This is a genomic window from Lawsonibacter sp. OA9 (assembly GCF_022440585.1).
This window is the reverse complement of record NZ_JAKNTI010000022.1, coordinates 461218-477400: the sequence shown is the minus strand read 5'-3', so window position 1 is coordinate 477400 and position 16183 is coordinate 461218. Positions and strand designations below refer to the sequence as shown.

Genomic DNA, 16183 nt, shown 5'->3' with positions numbered 1-16183 from the left:
CACCCTCGCCAAAGCCCTCTCACTCCAGCCCCCGCAGGCTCACCTCGTCCACATAAGGGCGAACCAGGGCGGCGAAGCCCTCCAGCTCCTCTCGGGAGCAGGGGTGGAGGCCCGGCTGGAGTACGGTGTCCCGGTCCGCGAAGGACTGGAGGAAGTACCTCCTGGCGCCGGACAGCCAGGGGCCGATGGCCCGGAAGGAGTCCCGGTTGTGAAACTCCCGTACCACGGTGGTCCGAAATTCATAGTCCACCGCCCCAGACAGCAGATAGGACACGCTGTCCCGGACAGACGCCAGCTCCAGGCCGTACACCCCCGCTGTTTCCCCGTACCGCTCCGGGCTGTTCTTCACGTCCATGGCCACATAGTCCACCAGCCCCTCCTCCACCAGCCGGCGCAGCCGGTCCGGATGGGTGCCGTTGGTATCCACCTTGACCTGAAAGCCCAGCTCCTTGATCTCGCCCAGCAGTAGGGGCAGGTCGGGGCGCAGCAAGGGCTCCCCCCCTGTGACGCACACCCCGTCCAACAGGCCCTTTCGTCTGTTCAGGAAGGCCAGAAGCCCCTGGTCGTCTGCTTCTGGGGGACAGGTGCCGGTAACCAGCTCGCCGTTATGACAGAAGGGGCAGCGGAAATCGCAGCCGCTCAAAAAGACGGTGCAGGCCACTTTGCCGGGATAGTCCAGCAGCGTCATTTTTTGCAGTCCGTGTATCTCCATGGCTTATACCTCCTCTCTCTCCGTACGGGCCAGCTCCTGGGGGCTGTCGGCGGGCCGACGGCGGACCGTCAGCCTATCCAGGTACCGCTGGTCCTCTTCCTCCCCCTCCGGTCCGGGACGGTGTTCTAAAAGTGTCTGCTGGAGCCGGTCCAGCTGCCCTTCGTCCAACACGGGGTGGCAGACGCTCCCCATAGTCTGCGGCTGTGTGTTGGCCAGCCAGGGGTTGCGGTACAGCTCATGGAGGGCGTCTATTCCCCGGCCCTCGCCGGCCTGGGCCAGCAGGACCTCTATATCCTGGTCGGTCACCCGGAAATGGAGATTGCCCTGGTCGTCCAGATAGCCGGTTTGGGCACATTGGCCCAGAGAGCGGGGAAAACCTCTCAGTGGGATATAGAGCCGGTCTCCCCTGCCCTCCGCCAGCTGCTGTGCCGTCCAATCCCGGCTGTTCTCCAGCAGGCCAAGGATCTGTTTGCGCAGGTCAGGTCTCCGGTGGAGCAGGGGAGAAAAAATCTCAGAGGGCTCCCCGGTGTAGTAGTCCAGCGCCTCCGTCTCGCCCCCCTGCCAGCATACGAAGTAGTAGGGAGTAAAATACTGCTCCAAAGGCTCTCCGCTATTGAGGACCACCCGGCTCACCCGCTGGGGCAGATTGCGCTCGATCCGCTCCTGGCCGGACCAGGGGTCCAGGATGCGCCGCTTCAGAGCCTCCTCCTCCAATACCACCCGCTCGTCGAACATGTCCAGTGGCAGTCCGTCCCGGAAGGGTACCTTGGCTCCCTCCTCCTGGTGGAGAGAAATGTAGAGGTCCTGGCTGTTATAGGGGATCAGCCGGGTACCGGGCTGATACTCCCGCGTCAGGGGAATCAGCCCCAGGGCGTCCACATAGAGCCGCCGCAGCGACCGGGCCGGGTATATCTTCCTACCTCTTTGGATGGACTTGGCACACAGCTGGGTGTATTCCAACCCCTGGGGTCCTTCCACGATGTGCCCCTGGGTTATCAGCGCGGAGTAGAAACTCTTGGCCATCTCCACTCCCTCCAGCCCAAGCAGGCGGAGCAAATCGTCCCGGTCCTTCAACCGCTGGCTGGGGGCGCACTCCATCACCGCCCGGTCCATAAATTCCTCCAGCACAGACCAATCGCTCTCCAACTCCTCTACCAGCTCCAAAGGCAGTCCATAGACCGGGTGGTACACCTTGGCGAAGCAGGCCACCGGCCGTACGGCGGCCAAGCCGCTCAATATCTCATTGACCCGGCGGGGCCGGTTATTCTTCCTTGCCATGGGACACCTCCAGCCGCTGATAGACGCCGTTCTGCCGGCAGTAGTCCAGCAGAGCGGAGAAATACTCCCGGGGGTAGCGGCTCCCCTGGAAGGGGGGCTTTTTGGCCCGGGTCTGGGTCAGGGTCTCGCTGTCCCCCACCATGACCAACAGCCGCTTGGCACGGGTCATGGTCACGTTCAAGCGGCGGACCTCGCTCTCAAAGCCAATGCCGTGCTGGGGAGAGGAGCGGACAAAGCAGTAGAAGATGATCTCCTTGTCTCTCCCCTGAAAGGAGTCCACCGTGGCTATGTCGATCCGGTCCAGGATCTCCTGGGCGTGGAGCTTGTCACCTTCGCACAGCTCCCGGGCGAGGGCAGGGAGTAAGAATTTGCGGATGCGGCCAATCTGCTTCTTATAGGGGGTGATGATACCCACCGAGCGGTAGTTCAGCTCCACGTCAAACTCCCGGCTGCCGTCAAAATCCTTGACCACATAGGGCAGCTGTTTGAGTATCTTGACGGTTTCATCCACCAGGATCCTAGCTTCACAGTCGTTATATACTCCCTCGCCTCCCTCCGCCATGGTCTCCTCCTTGTCGGGCAGGCCGATGGTATCCAGAAAGCGGATGGGGGCTTCGCCCCCCCGAAGGGGCAGGACACGGTATTCATCCAGGCACCCGGTTTGGTAGGTCCCGTGATAGAACTGGTCCGAGATGTACCGCGCGATGGAGCTGTGCATCCGGAACTGGGTATCCAGCATGACTTTATTTGCCTCCGGCGCCCGCTCGAACAGTTCTTCAAAGAGGCTGACGGAATAGTATCGGTCCAGGCCCTCCTCCTGCTGGAAGCGTTCGTCCTCCTCCATGCGCCGAATCAGGTCGCTGTCTGACACAGGGGGCAACTGAAGGTGGTCTCCGATGAGGATGACCTTCCTGGCCTTGGCCATGGGGACGATTACGTCGTGGAGGGTAATCTGGCCCGACTCATCCACGATGGCAACGTCGTACTCCAGCTTTTTAAAGTTCCGGTCCGTTTCGCTGGAAATACAGGTGGCCCCGATGACCTTCACCTGGGCAAACAGGGCGTCCTCCAGTTCCTCGCAGCGGTTTTGCAGCTCCCGCTCCCACTGGCTCAACAGTTGGAGACGGGCTCTCCAGGTCCGCTCCTTGGCCTGGAGATCAGCCAACTCCCGGAGGATATCGGTCGCCAACTGGCCCACATCCACATCCCGGCTCCCCATGCCGTGCTCCACACAGTACCGGGCCAGCAGCTCTCGGGCAAAGGCCAGCCGCTCCTCGGTATGCTCCAGTTCCTGCTCCCACTCCTTCGTCCGTTTGGAGCGGAACAGGGCCAGCAGCTTCATCCACAGGCGCTGTCCCATCAGCCTTCGGCGCTCCTCCAGCAGCTCCTGATAGCGTCCGGCGCTCTGGGCACAGTCCTGGAGGGCGGAGATCTGGGGGGCAAGCTCTGTCAGCTCCTCCTCCAGCCTGGCCCGCTGGCGACCGCTGTTTCGGAGCACGTTTCGCTGCATGGTCAGCAGCTTCCGGTTGGTCCATACCTCCCGGACTACGGGGACCTGGATTTTCTCCTCGTCAGTGGTCAGGCGGACGCAGTCCACCTGCTTCTCCACCAGCTTTTCCAACACATTGTCCACCGCTAGATTGTTCTTGGAACTGATCAGCACCCGCATCCCCCGGTCTACAAACAGGCGGACCATCTCGATAATAATGGTGGTCTTTCCTGTGCCGGGCGGTCCCTGGACCAGCAGGAAATCCTTAGTGGCCACTGCCAGGTCTACCGCCCGTTTTTGGGCGGGGTTTCCTTTTCTGGCCACTTGCTCCACCGGCCCCATGGGGGCATACCGCCCTTCCAGCAGGATGTCCAGAATAGAGCGGTTCACCGCCTTGTCCTCCGCCAGAGTCTGGAAGGCGCTCTTCTGGATCGCGTAGCCGATATTGGGCCGGCTGAACAAAGTGCCCTCCTTCGGCAGGGCGTCCAGGGTACACTCCCGCCGCTGGGGCAGCTTGACCCATACCGCTGGGCGCTGGCTTTCATACCGGACGATGGTCCCAGTGCGCCGGCTGTTCTCTCCCGGCTCCTCACCCAGGCCGCACAGCACCACGCCCTGTCCCTCCAGCTCCTGACCGCTCTGGGAAGAAGGCTCGGCCAGCAGGAAACAGTAGGTGCCGCCCTCGGCGTTGAACTGGTCCGTGCTCTCGATACCCCGGTAGGACAGCCGGATGGCCTTCTCCTGCTCCAAAGCCGCCTCGGCGTCGATCAGGTCACAGTGAAGGGTACAGTAATCCACCCGTTTCTGCTGCTCCTCTTCGGGCCGCTGTTCCTCCTCCCGTTCCAACTCCACCTGGCCCAACAGGCAGAAGTAGCTGTCCACCCGGCTAATGAACTGCTCCACATAGGCCAGCTCCACGCCGGACTGCCCCTTCCTGGCCAGAGATATTTTTTTATTGTGCCGGAAGCGGGCAGTCCGCCCTAACATATTCACCGTATCCAGGGTGGTCTTTCTGTGCCGGAAATGGATGGTAGCGTAGTAGTTGCCGCTGGAAACAAATTTTTTCCACTGCAGCTCAAAGACACAGTTAGCGGAATAGAGGAGGTATTGGGCATATTGCTCCGTAATCTTTCCTGGCTGAATCCACAAGTAGTCGTTCAGAGCCAGCTCCTCTTTGACCAGCCGCTCCAGCTCCCCGTTGGGGATGGTCCTCCGCTCCATCTGCTCCGACGGAAAGAACAGCGGAGTGGGGCCGGTCAGGTCCAGGCCCTCGGCCAGCTCCGCCCGTAGGGTGGCCGCCTGCCGCCCGTCCACAGGAGGTGTCAGCCCAGTTGGACAGCCAGCCACCTGCACCCCCGTCTGGCGGGCCGGAGGATTGCCCAGAGGGTATCCCAGATCACGTTCGGCCTGTACGGTCCTTTCCGTAGCTTCTCCGCCAATCCGGATTCCATTGGCCGCCTTTCCGGTCCCCACAGAGGCTCTGCCCCTCTCCTCCAGCCAGGCAGCGCCTCCATCGGCCCAGCGGAGCAAGGCCCCTATCTTTTCCCGAAAGATCCATAGTCCAGCAGGGATCAGAGGCAGAAAGAATTTTACATACTCGACCAGCCTCCACAGCAGGAAGCCTGCCGTCAGACACAGCAGCAGCCGGACAGTCATCGTCCGCAGCAATATTCCCTGCCTGTGTTCCTGGAGAAACACCAGGCTCCGGCTGCTGATACAGGCACTGACTCTCTCCGCGGCCAGAAAAAGCAGTCCGGTCCCAATCGGCCCTGACTCTTCTATTATGATGTCGTAAAGAACATCACACAAAAACAACCATATCCCAATGGCAAGAAAGACCCATATCAAAGAAACCATACCGCCGCCTGCCGAGATCCAATCTCCGTATCGGCTTCCATCCCGGTATCTGTATTGTCCGTTTTTCTTTTTATGGATCAACCCCGTTCACCTCTCCTCTGGCTAAAGTCGGAACAGGTAGGGCGGCCGCCCCACCCAAAAGTCTGTGGGCAGCACGCCCGGCCACCGCAGCCAGCTCCCTGGCTTTAAGGCGGGGCCCCCCTCCGCCAGACAGAGCCGCCAGCTGCCAGCCCCATCCTCTGAGGGCAGTTCCTCCGGTCTGGCGGGTATACCGGCGGACAGCAGCAGCCAGCGTTCCCCGGCCGCCGGGGGGACATCCATCTGCCCCTCCACAGTCAGCACAGCGCCGGCCATCTCCAGCTCACGCCCCGGCGCCAGCGCCAGCTCCCGGGGCAGGAACACCTCCAGCGTCAGATCCTGGTCCGCCTCCCACACCATCCGGTGGACCAGCCCGCCCCGGTCCAGTCGGGCCTGAGGCCGTGGGAGGGGAAGACGCACCTCCCCCAGCTCCGCCGGAGCCAATATCCCGTTCTCACAGCGCCAGCGGCCAGCGGCCAGCCGGTCCAATGCCTCCTGAGAGAACCAGGGTTGAAACAGCATCCGAAGCAGGCCCGGAGCCCGGGCTACATACTGGCTTTTCTTCAGCTTCTTACCCAGCGTATAGCTAGCAGCATCCCCCTGATCCCCGCTCTGGACACCGGATAGCCCCAGAGGACTATAAAATGTCCCTTCAGGCAGCAGATCGCTGAGGGCGTCTCTCTCCTCCAGCCCAAAGGGGGCCAGAGCTTGGGCCACGGCGGAGGCCGGTACCGGAAACAGATCCATGCACTGACCCCGCTCCATCTTCAGGCGGAGCGCCTTGTCAGCCATATGGGATCTCCTCTCTGCCAAACAGAGCCAACAGCTCACGGGCCTGTGCCCGGTCGCTGTCCCGGCCGCTGTGGTCCAAAATATCCTGGAGGAGCAGTTGGGGAACTCCATAGTGATGGGCGCTCCGGCCAAGCTGCCGGAACAGGTATTCATTCTCCTCCAGCAGCCGGCCCAGCTCCTCCGCCTGTACCCAGCTCAAGGTCCTGCCCCCCATCGCCAGCCGGTCTTTTCCCTGGGCCTTGGCCAGCTCCAGTTGTCCCTCCGCCCGATCCAAATAGTACAGGGCGGGCAGCCTGGGGTCGAAGGAGGGCAGACAGCCGCAGGACAGGCCGAAGCGAGGGCGGTAGGCCTCCAGCGCCGCCTCCCCCTCGATCTGCCGCTCCAGCTCCCGCCGCAGGGCGGCGGCCACGGACAGCGCCCGCTCCGGTGGGCACAGAAGCAGCAGATCATCCCCTCCGGCAAAGAGGGGATATAGCTCCTCCAGGTGGGTGACAGCCCCCAGGATGGCCCGGTCCAGAGCCTGTCCCGCCGCCTCCCTCTGGTCCACGGTGCCGAAGGCGGAGAAGAACAGGCCCAGGTTGTCCAAGTCCAGCTTCAGCAGGCCAGGCCGTGCCCAGGGAGGCGGTAGGAGCTCTCCTTCCCCTTTTAGCAGGGCGGCAGGCTCCAGCCAGGGCATCCGGTCCCTCGCCCGATCCAGCCCGAACAGGGCCCGGCTCTGGAACTTATCCCGCTCCATGGCCCGGTGGACCTGGGCCATCCCGTCCGGCCAGGGCCCGCCCATCAGGCGTCTGCCCCCAGGCCGGACCAGTACAACAGGGACCGTGCCCGCCTCCAGCTCCAGCCGGCCGCCGGAGGCCAGAAACAGCCCCCGCTTCAGCCGGACCAGCTCCCTCTCCAGCTTTTCCAGGGGCGTCCCAGGCGCCGTGAGGAGCCAACCCTTTCCGCTGCTCATCATCAATGGATGGGGGCGGTAGCCCCCCATGGCCCGGACCAGATAGTCCCCCACCGCCTTCGTCGCCAGGGACACATAGCGGGAGGCCCGCCGCACCCTGGCCGGGGTCCACTCCCCGTTTATCCTGCCAAAAAGATAGCCCTGGATGCCGGACAGGGCAAACCCGGTAAGCAGCGCCCGGCTTTTTTCCGGGTAATCTGCCGGAAATTCCTCAAAAAACAAGCCGTACCGCTCCCCCATGGGTGACCTCCTCTCCGCTAGAAGCCTTTTATCGGATGGCCATAGCCATTGTTTTCCTGTAATTCTGCCGGTGGAGGTCGATGCTGCGGGTGGTGACCTCCTTCCCCCAGGCCAGAGCCACATATGCCTGATATACGTCTGTGGGCAGGGGCAGAGGGGGCTCCGCTCCGCTGTCCCGCTTTGGGACCAGAAGCCGGTATGCCTTCAGGGCCGTCCGGCCCAGCTCCGTCAGTGTGCGGCACACACAAGTCATGCAGTGGTCCAGAAAATCCAAGTCCATACTGCGAAACAGCTCCCTGGGGTGGCGCACCTGGCGGAGCCAGCCCTCTCTGGCCATCTGGGTCACATTATCGGTAAAAAACAGCTGGTAATAGGCAATGACCACGTCTTTCCTGACCGACCGGCCCCGCTCCTGCTGGAGCAGGAACACCTTGGCCGCCAGCTCACAGGCCATGGAGGCGAACACACTGTCCTCCTCCACCCGCTCCAGGGTCTTCAGCCCTTCCGGGTCCTGGACCATGTCGCCCAGCGTGGCCTCCTCCTCCCCCATCGGTACATCCAGCGAGAGGGCGCTGATGCCGCGGTAGACCGCCCGGCGCACCTCGTCCCTGCGGTCCGGGTCCGCCTCCCGGATGCGTTGGCGCTCCCCATGGGTCAATTCAGGCACACCGTCCCGCTCCCTGCGGATGAAGTCAGACTGCTTCCATTTCATTCCCTTGGCGATATATACCAGCCAGGGGGCCCGCTCCGGATCAAAACGAGGAACCCCTTCCCCCTCCTGGCCTGGCCGACCGGACAGGCCGTTCATGATCAGCTCGGTGAGCAGCTCCATCTTTAGGTCCTGTTCCTCATAATCCCGCCCGCTGTTGGCAATTCGGCGCTCCTGGTCCAGAGCTCGGCCCCCCAAGGTCCGTTCCATAGCCTCCACCGTGCCCAGCCAGATCTGGGTGGACAGAGCGGTCAGCCGCTCGCTGTTCCGGTCCTGGCCTCTGTTCACCAGCTCTACATACTGGGCGGCCAGCTGGTTGACCCGCTGCTCCTGTCGGGTGAACGCCGGTCCTGTTGTCCTCTCTTCCATCCCGCTTCCCTCCCCTCACAGGTTCAGGATGCGGTCCAGTACCGCCTTGGGGTCGGATACCCGCTGCTCCGCCAGGCGGCGCACGATGTCGTCCAGCGTGATAAGGGCGGTGATGTCATAGAGCTTTGCCGCCGGGGGCTGGACGCTGTGGTCCATCTGGCCGTACACCGCGCAGGTGATGGTCACATCCCTGTGGATCCGGTAGGCATACTGCATGGCCATCACCTCCACCAGCGGGGTGGGCTTGCTTCCGAAGGTAAGACAGGCATATAGATCGTCCCCGTCCTCCGTCCGGTCGATCAGCTTTTGAAAGGTGGCGATATGGCTGTCCAGGCTCTCGTCAAAGGGGACCTCCACCACCTCCACCCCCTTGGGACAGGAGAGTCCCCTGTCTTTGCGGAGGGCCTCCAGCTCCTCTTCAAGCAGCTCCAGATTACCGCGGCAGTTGTCATAGTCGGCCGACAGGGCAATAACACGGATCTCCTCTCCCTCCTGGCCATAGCCCCAGATCAGCGGGATCACCGGGAACCGGGTGGTCCCAGGGTAGTCCAGCGCCCGATTCCCCTGGGCCTGGTAGCGTACGTTGCTCAGGTCCCCGGCCTTCTGCCTGGGGATGACACAAATAAACTTCTTCATGGGAACGCGGTCCTTTCTGTTTGATCTTTCCTCCTGGCTCCAATTACGGAGCCATAACGGGCCATTTTTACATATTGTAGCACACATCCTCTCCGTTTGACAGACCTATCCGGCCCTTCTTCTCCCCTATCCGGACATTTTTTTACCAGAGAAGCGGGATTCCCTTGTTCCAAAGATGTTGGGATGCTATAATAATTATGATTATTTTCCGGCGGAAGCTAAAAGGGAGTGTCCCCATGTCCACACGGATCATCAGCTTTTTCAGCGATCTGCGCCCTGGCCTGACCGAACGTTTATACCGCTATCCCGGCCAGCAGGGCCGGCCGCCCCTGTCTGGAGCTCACACGAACGAGGCTCCGCTCTACTATTTGCTGACCACCTTTGCCCCGGTGGATGAGATCCTGTACCTGCGCACCCGCCAAGTAAGGGAGGACCAGGTGGACTGCGGCCGCGAGGGATCTCTCACTGCTGAGGAGTACCTCCAGAAGCGGGTGGCCCGCTTCTGCCAAGACCGGGAGCTGCCCCAGCCCCAGATGACGCCCCGAGACTACGACCCGGCCAATCCGAACATGGAGCAGGCCCTCCGGGCCCTGCTGACCGACATCCAGCCCAGGGACCGAATTTATTTGGATGTGACAGGCGGCCCCCGGAACGTCAGCTTTCTTATGCTGCTCCTCACCCGTGCTCTGTCCTATAAAAACTGCTCGGTGGAGCAGGTGGTATACAGCAGCATCGTCAACGGCCAGAACGCGGTGGTGGAGCTGGCCAATGTGCCCCAGCTCTTTGACATCATCAACGGTCTCCATGAGTTCACCTCCTTTGGCAGCGCCGACACTCTGGTACGGGTGCTGGCCCAGGACCCCGCACCTCAGGTACAGGACCTGATCCGTGACCTCCAGGCCTTCACCGAGGCCATCCGACTGTGTCGGGCGGACCTGGACCTTCTGGAGCAGATGCTTGCCAACCTGAACCGCGACCTGGACCGGTGTGGAGCACTCCAGGACAGCCACCCCCTGTTATCCGCTCTCCTCCCTGTCTTTCGGCAGGAACTGGGCTTTGGCGACCGGAAGCTTACCATAACCGGTCTGGTCCGCTGGTGCGCCCAAAACCGGATGATCCAGCAGGCCATGACCATCTATAATGAGCATCTGGCCCACGCCATGACTCAGGGGGAGACCCCCTATCTTCTGGTATCCCCCGAGGCCAGGGAGCTGCTGTCCCGTGAGCCCTTCTACGCCAGGTCCCAGAGAGAGATCACCGACTCCGACTGCTTCCAGAGCTTCTCCTACCATCTGGTGGGCGAGCTGGAGCGCTGGGCCCTTTCCAACGGAAACGCCCCCTTCCCCAAGCTCGCCGGAGCAGAGCGACGGCAGGCCCTCCAGCGGGCCCTGTCCCAGCCGGAGACGCGGGTGGCCCTGATGGTAGAGGCGGCCGCCGACCCGGTGGAGGGACAGGCCGTTCCCCCCGCCCTGCCCTGCCTGCCCGCGGATAGTCAGGCTTTGGTCCACCTTCTCCGGGCCCTGTTCCAGTCCCCTGGACAGCGGCGGACCCGAGAGGGCAGCTTGTCTTATCTGGCCCAGCAGGACCAGTTGGATCTGGCTCTGCCAGTGCTTCAAAAGGACTGGAAAAAGGATAGCCAGATGGCCGATGTACTGGAGCGGCTGGCCGATCCCGGACACAATGGCGACCGTCTGCGCCGGATTCTCCTCACCCCGCTGTCCGCCGCCCCTTACCGCCAGGTGGTGTTGGACCTGCTGGACCGCCGGAAGCTCCGGCTTCGTCCCGGTGCGTCGGTGGCGGTCTTTGTCCGCCTGGCCCTGGACAACCAGTATGTCAACCTGATGCGCAACCAGATCAACCACGCCTTGGGCGACTCCAGTAACCGGGGCAAGATGCATGCCCTGAACCGGTTGGGTTACCATGCCAACCTGGGCCGTCTCACCACCCAGGAGCTGTCCTCCTTCTTCCTGGAGTCTGTGGGCCGGCTGGAGCACTTGGGCCGCGAGGTCAAGGCCGCCAGCGGCGCTCCACTCCCCCAGCCGCCGGAGTCCCCATCCCCTCAGGTCACAGAGGACCTCCTGCGCCAGCTCCAGAAAAAGACCAATGCTAGGATGCTCTGAACTTATTTCAAAGGAAAATGCCCCGGCTGTTCTTTTTGAACAGCCGGGGCATTTCTCTATGAAAAAAAGTTTCCTGCTTCACTTCTCTGACTGATCCTTCTCCGGATAGGGTAACTGTACGGTCCAGCGCCTGCCGGATATCCCCAGCGGCCCCAGGCCGCTGTTAGAAAGGAAGGATCCACGATGAAAAACTCCCGTTTCCCGGCCCTCCTCCTGGCCATCAGTCTGATCACGACCTCACTCCCCGCCGCCTTCGCCGCCGGTGAGGCGGCGGGCCAGAGTACCGCTTCTTCGGTCGTCCCACTCCTCTCCCATGCGGGGGTGGACGGCGCGTCCTCCTTTCTCTACCTGCTGGGCACCCTTTTGGGGCCCAACCCTCTGCTGGCCCTGATGCAGCAGCCCTCCGAGTCGGAGGAAGCCCAGCCGGTGGAACCCGCGGCCCCCGCCCTGCCCAACCGTCGGGTGATCGACACCCCTTACATCAGCCAGGTGACCCCGGTGTACGCCCCGGTAGGCTGCGAGCCCACCTCCCTGCTCATGGGGCTAAAGGCCAAGGGCTATGCCCAGGAGGTAGACCTGCGCTCCTTCCTGGACGCCATGCCCAAGCATGAGTACGACCCCGCCCAGGGCTTTGCCGGCTCCCCTTATCAGCCCGACCAGAGCAAACGCACCACCATCTACCCCGCCAAGCTGGCGGAGTACGGGCGCAAGTACGGAGACGTGGCGGATTTCTCTGGACGGTCTGTGGAGGAGCTCCAGAGAGAGCTGCTGTCAGGCAACCCGGTCGTGGTTTATGTCACTCTCTGGTGGGCGGAGCCATACTACCGCACTTACCGCATGGGGGACCATGAGGAGACCTTGCTGCGAAACAACCACGCAGTCCTTCTGTGCGGCTATGACAGCCAGACCGACCAGTACAATGTAGCCGACCCCTATAACGTGAAGTGTCAGGGGCAGGACTACTTTTACTGGCAGGACGCCTCTGTGCTGGAGCCTCTGTACCTGGTCCGGCAGCACGCCGTGGTAGTGCGGTAACTTTTTTCCCAGCTCGCTTCTCTCCCTCATTTCCGTCCGGACAGTACCCTGGGCACCGGAAGCGGTGGGAAAAATAATTTTTCTGTTTCCCTTCTCTCCCGCTCCCGGAGCCGGACAGTACCTTGTAAGTCACAGCGGCCCGGCATCCGTTGAAAGAAAGGAGGTCGCTATGGACCATTCTCCTCTGTCCCATTCCATCGCCGCCATGGTTCGGCGCGAGAGTGTTCAGGCCCATCGGGAGCTGGACCGCCGGCAGGAGCAGCTCCAGCAGTTACTGGACTATAACCAGACCCACGACCTGGACCCCAGGCTGACGGAGGGCTTTTACCGCTGCCTGCGGACCGCCCTCCAGGCTATGGACCTGGCCCAGTGGGACGTTCTTTCCCTCTCCTTTCTGGACCCCCTCCCCTAGTCAATGCCGGCCTCTGGAGGAGCCGCCGCCTGACTTCCCCCATTCCGTCCCAATATGATACATTAAGGAGGTTATAGATATGAAAGAAATTTTTTGGATCTCTCATTCTCCCATCCACCAGGAGGAGTACCAGGACCTCTGCCAGCGGTCCGGAGCGCCTCTTCTCATCCGGCCTATGGAGCCGGAATCGCTGGAGGAGCAGCTCCATCTGCGGGGCAGCCGGGTGGAATCTCTGGTAGTCAATCTGCCTCTGCCCAAGGCCGCCCAGGTTTTCCGCACCGCCGCCGGCCGCTTTCCGGTCCTGTTCCGGGCCTCCCAGAGAATCGCCACCGGGCGCAAGGTCCCCAGCTACTGCAGCGGGCTGCCGGAAGACGAGTACGAAAAGCGGTTTGTGGGCTGGCGCAGGCTGCTCCGCTGCGACGTGGAGGAGCTTCCCGCCGCCCAGCTCTCCCTTCCCCCCGCGTCTGGCCGTGTCTTTCTCTGGCTGTCCCGCCACCAGCTCTCCCAGCCGGCCCTGGACGCTCTCCAGGCCGACTGCGGGCCAGTGACGGTCCTCCAGTACCCCCTCCCCATCCGGGATGTAGCTGACCTGCTCCCTCTGCTGCCTATGGCCGACCTTGTGGGGGCTGTTCTGCCCCCTCAGATGCTGTCCCAGCTGAAGCTGCTGCTTGGGGACACCCCCCTCCTCCGCTCCGATTTCTCCCCCCAGGACGGCTTCCATCGCTGGCAGACACTCCTCTCCTGCTCTGTGGAGTATGAGCTTTTACCTCAGTTGGTCCCTGAACAGCTCCACACCGCTTGATTCTATCCCTCTATCCTCATTTTTTGTATACAGAAAGGAGTTTTATGATGAGAAACTACACCCAGGAGCAGAAGCTCCAGCTCCAAACTCTGATCAGTCAGGAGGCAATGCTGCCCGCCAAGCTGTTCAAGTACCTACGCTCCGAGGAGCATCTCCCTTCTCTGTTGGCCCTGGTGGATGTGCCCGGCTTTTCGGAGCCCCTGATGTGCTCCGTCCCCGCCAATCAGGTGGACCGGTTGAATAAGCCCGTGTCCATCCGGGACCTGCAGCCGGGCTTCCGGGTGGTCCTCCGCGGGCTTGAGGAAGACGGCAGCCTGACGGCCTCCCGCCGGCGGGCCCAGGAGCTGATCTATGACCGCCTCTTCCTTCATCCCGACCGCCGCCAAGTCTACCAGGGCCGGGTAATGGGCATCTCCCCGCAGTGCTTCTTTCTGATGGTGGAGGATCAGCCCGCCATCCTCCTCCGGGAGTTTTACCGCCCCACAGAGGGGCAGGAGGTCTCCGTGGGCGACCTGCTCCCTGTCTGTTTCGCCAACTCCTCTCCCCATCAGCGGCTCTGGTTCCGCTCCCCCCAGGATGAGAACTACCTCAACTATCCCTTCCTGGAGGAGCTGGAGCCCGGCCTGATCTTCCCGGCACGTGTCGTGGGCACTCGGAACGCCTCTATTTTCTTCCAGATCTTTCCCGGCTTCAATGCCATCTCCCCCCGCCCGGATGGCTGGCAGGCGGCAGCGGGTGACCAGATCCTATTCCAGATCAGCGGTGTATCCCGGGATCAGGCCAATCTTAAGGCCTGGGGCAGACCCCTGTGCCCCGTAGCCTGAATCCCACACCCGGTGATGATTTGATTTGAATGGAGGTTTTTTAGATGGATACACTTTACACGCTGAAGGACCGGAATCAGCGCTACTATGCGGCCCAGGTCCCTGGCGGCCGGACCGACTGCCCAGACCGGGCCGACACGCTCACTCTGGATAAAGTCAGGGAAGTAATGAAGTGCCCTGCCATGGCCGGCAGCTGCTGGCAGATGGAACCCGCCGCCAGGACCAAGTCCACCCCCGCCCCTCTGCGGCCCTTTGACTGTTTCCCCACACCCAGGCCAGAGGTACAGGCGGGCTCCGCCCCAGCTCCTGTTCCTGCTCCGCCCTCGGATGGAGCCCCCTCTCCCTCTGAACTTCCGTCCCGTTCCGCCGCCCCCCTTTCCCCCGCACTGGGGCGGCTGGCCTCCTCCCTACGCGCCTTTTTGACCCAGCAAAAGGGGCAGCTGGAGGCACGCCGGGACCAGCTCCGTGGTCGGAAGGATTCTCTGCTCCAACAGGCAGCAGCGAACCAGCTGACGGGGCAGGCGCTTACCCAGTTCTACCAGCAGCTCCAAAACACCCTGCTGGAGTCCGCTCAAGCGGAGCAGGACCTAGCCCTGGCAGTGGAGCTTCTGTCTGCCCCAGACGATAGCCAACTGCTCCAGTCCCTCCAGCGGGCGCAGAAGGGAGGGGCAGCGTGAGCTTCGCCGGAGGAAGAGAAAAGGGCGTTTCCTCCAGTATCAGGAGGAAACGCCCTTGCTCCGCCGAAATCAGAGCGCCTTCAGTTCTGTCTGTCCAGCTCCCGACGGACAGTCCGAGACAAGAGCTCCTGCCCTTCGGGAGAGCGGAGCACTTCTAGTACCATCGTCCGCACCAGCTCCTGAAAGGGAGCACTTCGCAGGAAGGAATCGAACACAGTTCCCTCTCCTCCCACAGACTGGGCGGAACTCCGAGGCTCCCGCCTGGGAGGGGGAGATTGGACCGGGTCCTCCTGGTACGCGCCTTCTAGCCAGCTTTCTTGACGGGTACGGTCGTCGCTCTCTCCCCGGAGGTAAAATATGGACACGCCAAAGTAGGCGGCCAGCTTCTCCTGCTGCTCCTGGTTGGGTGTTTGGCGGCCCGTTTCAAACTTCTCAATGGCGTTCTTAGGAAGGCCCAGAGCTGCGGAAAGGCCAGGCCGGCTCATTCCCCGCTGGGTCCTCAACTCCTCGATTCGCTGTGCCAATGTGATCATGGTCATTTCCCTCCTGGTTTTGTTGTCTTCCAGAGCCTATTATACCTCCTTTTTTCCTCATTGGAAAGAGGTATGCGAAGGCCGTCCACGTACTCATGTGGACGGCCCTCTCTTGTTGTCGTCGCTGCCCCTATCTTCTGTTCCTATTGACACCATAGTCCTTCCTGGTAAAATAGGAACTGCTCATACCAGTGTCAAACGGTATTTCCCGCCAGAATAATAGCTGGGTGGTAAGGTGAACTATGAGCCCCCCTGACTTTTGAAACCGTTGGCATAGGAGAGCGGACAAATGACGTCTCTTTTGCCACAGGCATAAAAAGACGTCGGAGCAAACGATATAACGTTTGCTCCGACTTGGAAAGGGCGGTTAAAATCGATATTTTTTCCCTGATAAAACAAAACTGCCGTGCGGCAGCCCCAAAGCGCAACCCAGCGCAAGCGGTTGCGCTTTGGAAGCGAGAAGCAGCAGAATGAGCGCGCGATGAGCTTTGTCCTGGAAGGAAAAAGCTCATCGCAAGCGATATGACGCTTGCGACGAGCTGGCGGAGACGGTGGGATTCGAACCCACGTGCGGTTGCCCGCAAACTGATTTCGAGTCAGCCCCGTTATGACCACTTCGATACGTCTCCATTTGGATTCACATTTAAGTCTATGTGATAGGATATCAA

At 61.8% G+C, this 16183-nt stretch carries 14 protein-coding genes and 1 tRNA gene; 6 read left to right on the top strand and 9 right to left on the bottom strand.

Going from position 1 to position 16183, the window contains the following annotated elements; translation table 11 throughout:
• Positions 1–19 precede the first annotated feature (19 nt).
• The 7 genes from MCG44_RS03320 to MCG44_RS03290 form a co-directional block, all read right to left on the bottom strand.
• A complete protein-coding gene (locus tag MCG44_RS03320) occupies positions 20–712 on the bottom strand; it encodes an anaerobic ribonucleoside-triphosphate reductase activating protein (protein WP_240286810.1) in 693 nt (230 codons plus the stop codon).
• 3 nt (positions 713–715) lie between these two features.
• Entirely contained in the window at positions 716–1990 is a 1275-nt protein-coding gene (locus tag MCG44_RS03315; protein WP_240286809.1) for a hypothetical protein, read from the bottom strand.
• Positions 1974–5336, bottom strand: coding sequence for an AAA domain-containing protein (locus MCG44_RS03310; RefSeq protein ID WP_240286807.1), 3363 nt, complete (start codon positions 5334–5336; stop codon positions 1974–1976). The genes MCG44_RS03315 and MCG44_RS03310 overlap by 17 nt, the downstream gene beginning before the upstream one ends.
• Positions 5337–5438: 102 nt before the next feature.
• Entirely contained in the window at positions 5439–6206 is a 768-nt protein-coding gene (locus tag MCG44_RS03305) for a hypothetical protein (protein WP_240286805.1), read from the bottom strand.
• Positions 6199–7398, bottom strand: a complete 1200-nt coding sequence (locus MCG44_RS03300) for a Cas10/Cmr2 second palm domain-containing protein (protein WP_240286803.1) — start codon at positions 7396–7398, stop codon at positions 6199–6201. Before MCG44_RS03300 ends, MCG44_RS03305 begins: the two co-directional genes overlap by 8 nt.
• 28 nt (positions 7399–7426) lie before the next feature.
• On the bottom strand, positions 7427–8476 hold the full coding sequence (locus MCG44_RS03295) for a hypothetical protein (RefSeq protein WP_240286801.1): 1050 nt from the start codon (positions 8474–8476) through the stop codon (positions 7427–7429).
• A gap of 15 nt (positions 8477–8491) precedes the next feature.
• Complete coding sequence (locus MCG44_RS03290; RefSeq protein WP_240286799.1) at positions 8492–9112, bottom strand: TM1812 family CRISPR-associated protein; 621 nt, start codon at positions 9110–9112, stop codon at positions 8492–8494.
• A 236-nt stretch (positions 9113–9348) separates the two neighbouring features.
• Between MCG44_RS03290 and MCG44_RS03285 the strand changes: the two genes are divergently transcribed.
• From MCG44_RS03285 to MCG44_RS03260, 6 genes are all read left to right on the top strand, one after another.
• Positions 9349–11232: a TM1812 family CRISPR-associated protein gene (locus tag MCG44_RS03285; RefSeq protein WP_240286797.1), complete on the top strand. Its 1884-nt coding sequence runs from the start codon at positions 9349–9351 to the stop codon at positions 11230–11232.
• 183 nt (positions 11233–11415) lie between these two features.
• Positions 11416–12267, top strand: coding sequence for a C39 family peptidase (locus MCG44_RS03280; RefSeq protein WP_240286795.1), 852 nt, complete (start codon positions 11416–11418; stop codon positions 12265–12267).
• 169 nt (positions 12268–12436) lie between these two features.
• Positions 12437–12679, top strand: a complete 243-nt coding sequence (locus tag MCG44_RS03275; protein ID WP_147571043.1) for a hypothetical protein — start codon at positions 12437–12439, stop codon at positions 12677–12679.
• Positions 12680–12758: 79 nt separating this feature from the next.
• On the top strand, positions 12759–13481 hold the full coding sequence (locus tag MCG44_RS03270; protein WP_240286793.1) for a hypothetical protein: 723 nt from the start codon (positions 12759–12761) through the stop codon (positions 13479–13481).
• 47 nt (positions 13482–13528) lie between these two features.
• Complete coding sequence (locus tag MCG44_RS03265) at positions 13529–14305, top strand: hypothetical protein (protein ID WP_240286791.1); 777 nt, start codon at positions 13529–13531, stop codon at positions 14303–14305.
• Positions 14306–14349: 44 nt separating this feature from the next.
• On the top strand, positions 14350–14982 hold the full coding sequence (locus tag MCG44_RS03260; protein ID WP_240286789.1) for a hypothetical protein: 633 nt from the start codon (positions 14350–14352) through the stop codon (positions 14980–14982).
• Positions 14983–15062: 80 nt separating this feature from the next.
• Here MCG44_RS03260 and MCG44_RS03255 read toward each other — a convergent pair whose 3' ends face one another.
• Together MCG44_RS03255 and MCG44_RS03250 are read right to left on the bottom strand one after the other, a co-directional pair.
• Positions 15063–15515: a helix-turn-helix domain-containing protein gene (locus MCG44_RS03255; protein WP_147571047.1), complete on the bottom strand. Its 453-nt coding sequence runs from the start codon at positions 15513–15515 to the stop codon at positions 15063–15065.
• A gap of 540 nt (positions 15516–16055) precedes the next feature.
• Positions 16056–16144, bottom strand: a tRNA-Ser gene (locus tag MCG44_RS03250).
• Between the last annotated feature and the right edge of the window lie 39 nt (positions 16145–16183).

Bases quoted from the DNA above. Each gene is read 5' to 3' on its own strand.
- MCG44_RS03320 (WP_240286810.1), bottom strand. From the start codon at position 712: ATGGAGATACACGGACTGCAAAAAATGACGCTGCTGGACTATCCCGGC.
- MCG44_RS03315 (WP_240286809.1), bottom strand. From the start codon at position 1,990: ATGGCAAGGAAGAATAACCGGCCCCGCCGGGTCAATGAGATATTGAGC.
- MCG44_RS03310 (WP_240286807.1), bottom strand. From the start codon at position 5,336: ATGGTTTCTTTGATATGGGTCTTTCTTGCCATTGGGATATGGTTGTTT.
- MCG44_RS03305 (WP_240286805.1), bottom strand. From the start codon at position 6,206: ATGGCTGACAAGGCGCTCCGCCTGAAGATGGAGCGGGGTCAGTGCATG.
- MCG44_RS03300 (WP_240286803.1), bottom strand. From the start codon at position 7,398: ATGGGGGAGCGGTACGGCTTGTTTTTTGAGGAATTTCCGGCAGATTAC.
- MCG44_RS03295 (WP_240286801.1), bottom strand. From the start codon at position 8,476: ATGGAAGAGAGGACAACAGGACCGGCGTTCACCCGACAGGAGCAGCGG.
- MCG44_RS03290 (WP_240286799.1), bottom strand. From the start codon at position 9,112: ATGAAGAAGTTTATTTGTGTCATCCCCAGGCAGAAGGCCGGGGACCTG.
- MCG44_RS03285 (WP_240286797.1), top strand. From the start codon at position 9,349: ATGTCCACACGGATCATCAGCTTTTTCAGCGATCTGCGCCCTGGCCTG.
- MCG44_RS03280 (WP_240286795.1), top strand. From the start codon at position 11,416: ATGAAAAACTCCCGTTTCCCGGCCCTCCTCCTGGCCATCAGTCTGATC.
- MCG44_RS03275 (WP_147571043.1), top strand. From the start codon at position 12,437: ATGGACCATTCTCCTCTGTCCCATTCCATCGCCGCCATGGTTCGGCGC.
- MCG44_RS03270 (WP_240286793.1), top strand. From the start codon at position 12,759: ATGAAAGAAATTTTTTGGATCTCTCATTCTCCCATCCACCAGGAGGAG.
- MCG44_RS03265 (WP_240286791.1), top strand. From the start codon at position 13,529: ATGAGAAACTACACCCAGGAGCAGAAGCTCCAGCTCCAAACTCTGATC.
- MCG44_RS03260 (WP_240286789.1), top strand. From the start codon at position 14,350: ATGGATACACTTTACACGCTGAAGGACCGGAATCAGCGCTACTATGCG.
- MCG44_RS03255 (WP_147571047.1), bottom strand. From the start codon at position 15,515: ATGATCACATTGGCACAGCGAATCGAGGAGTTGAGGACCCAGCGGGGA.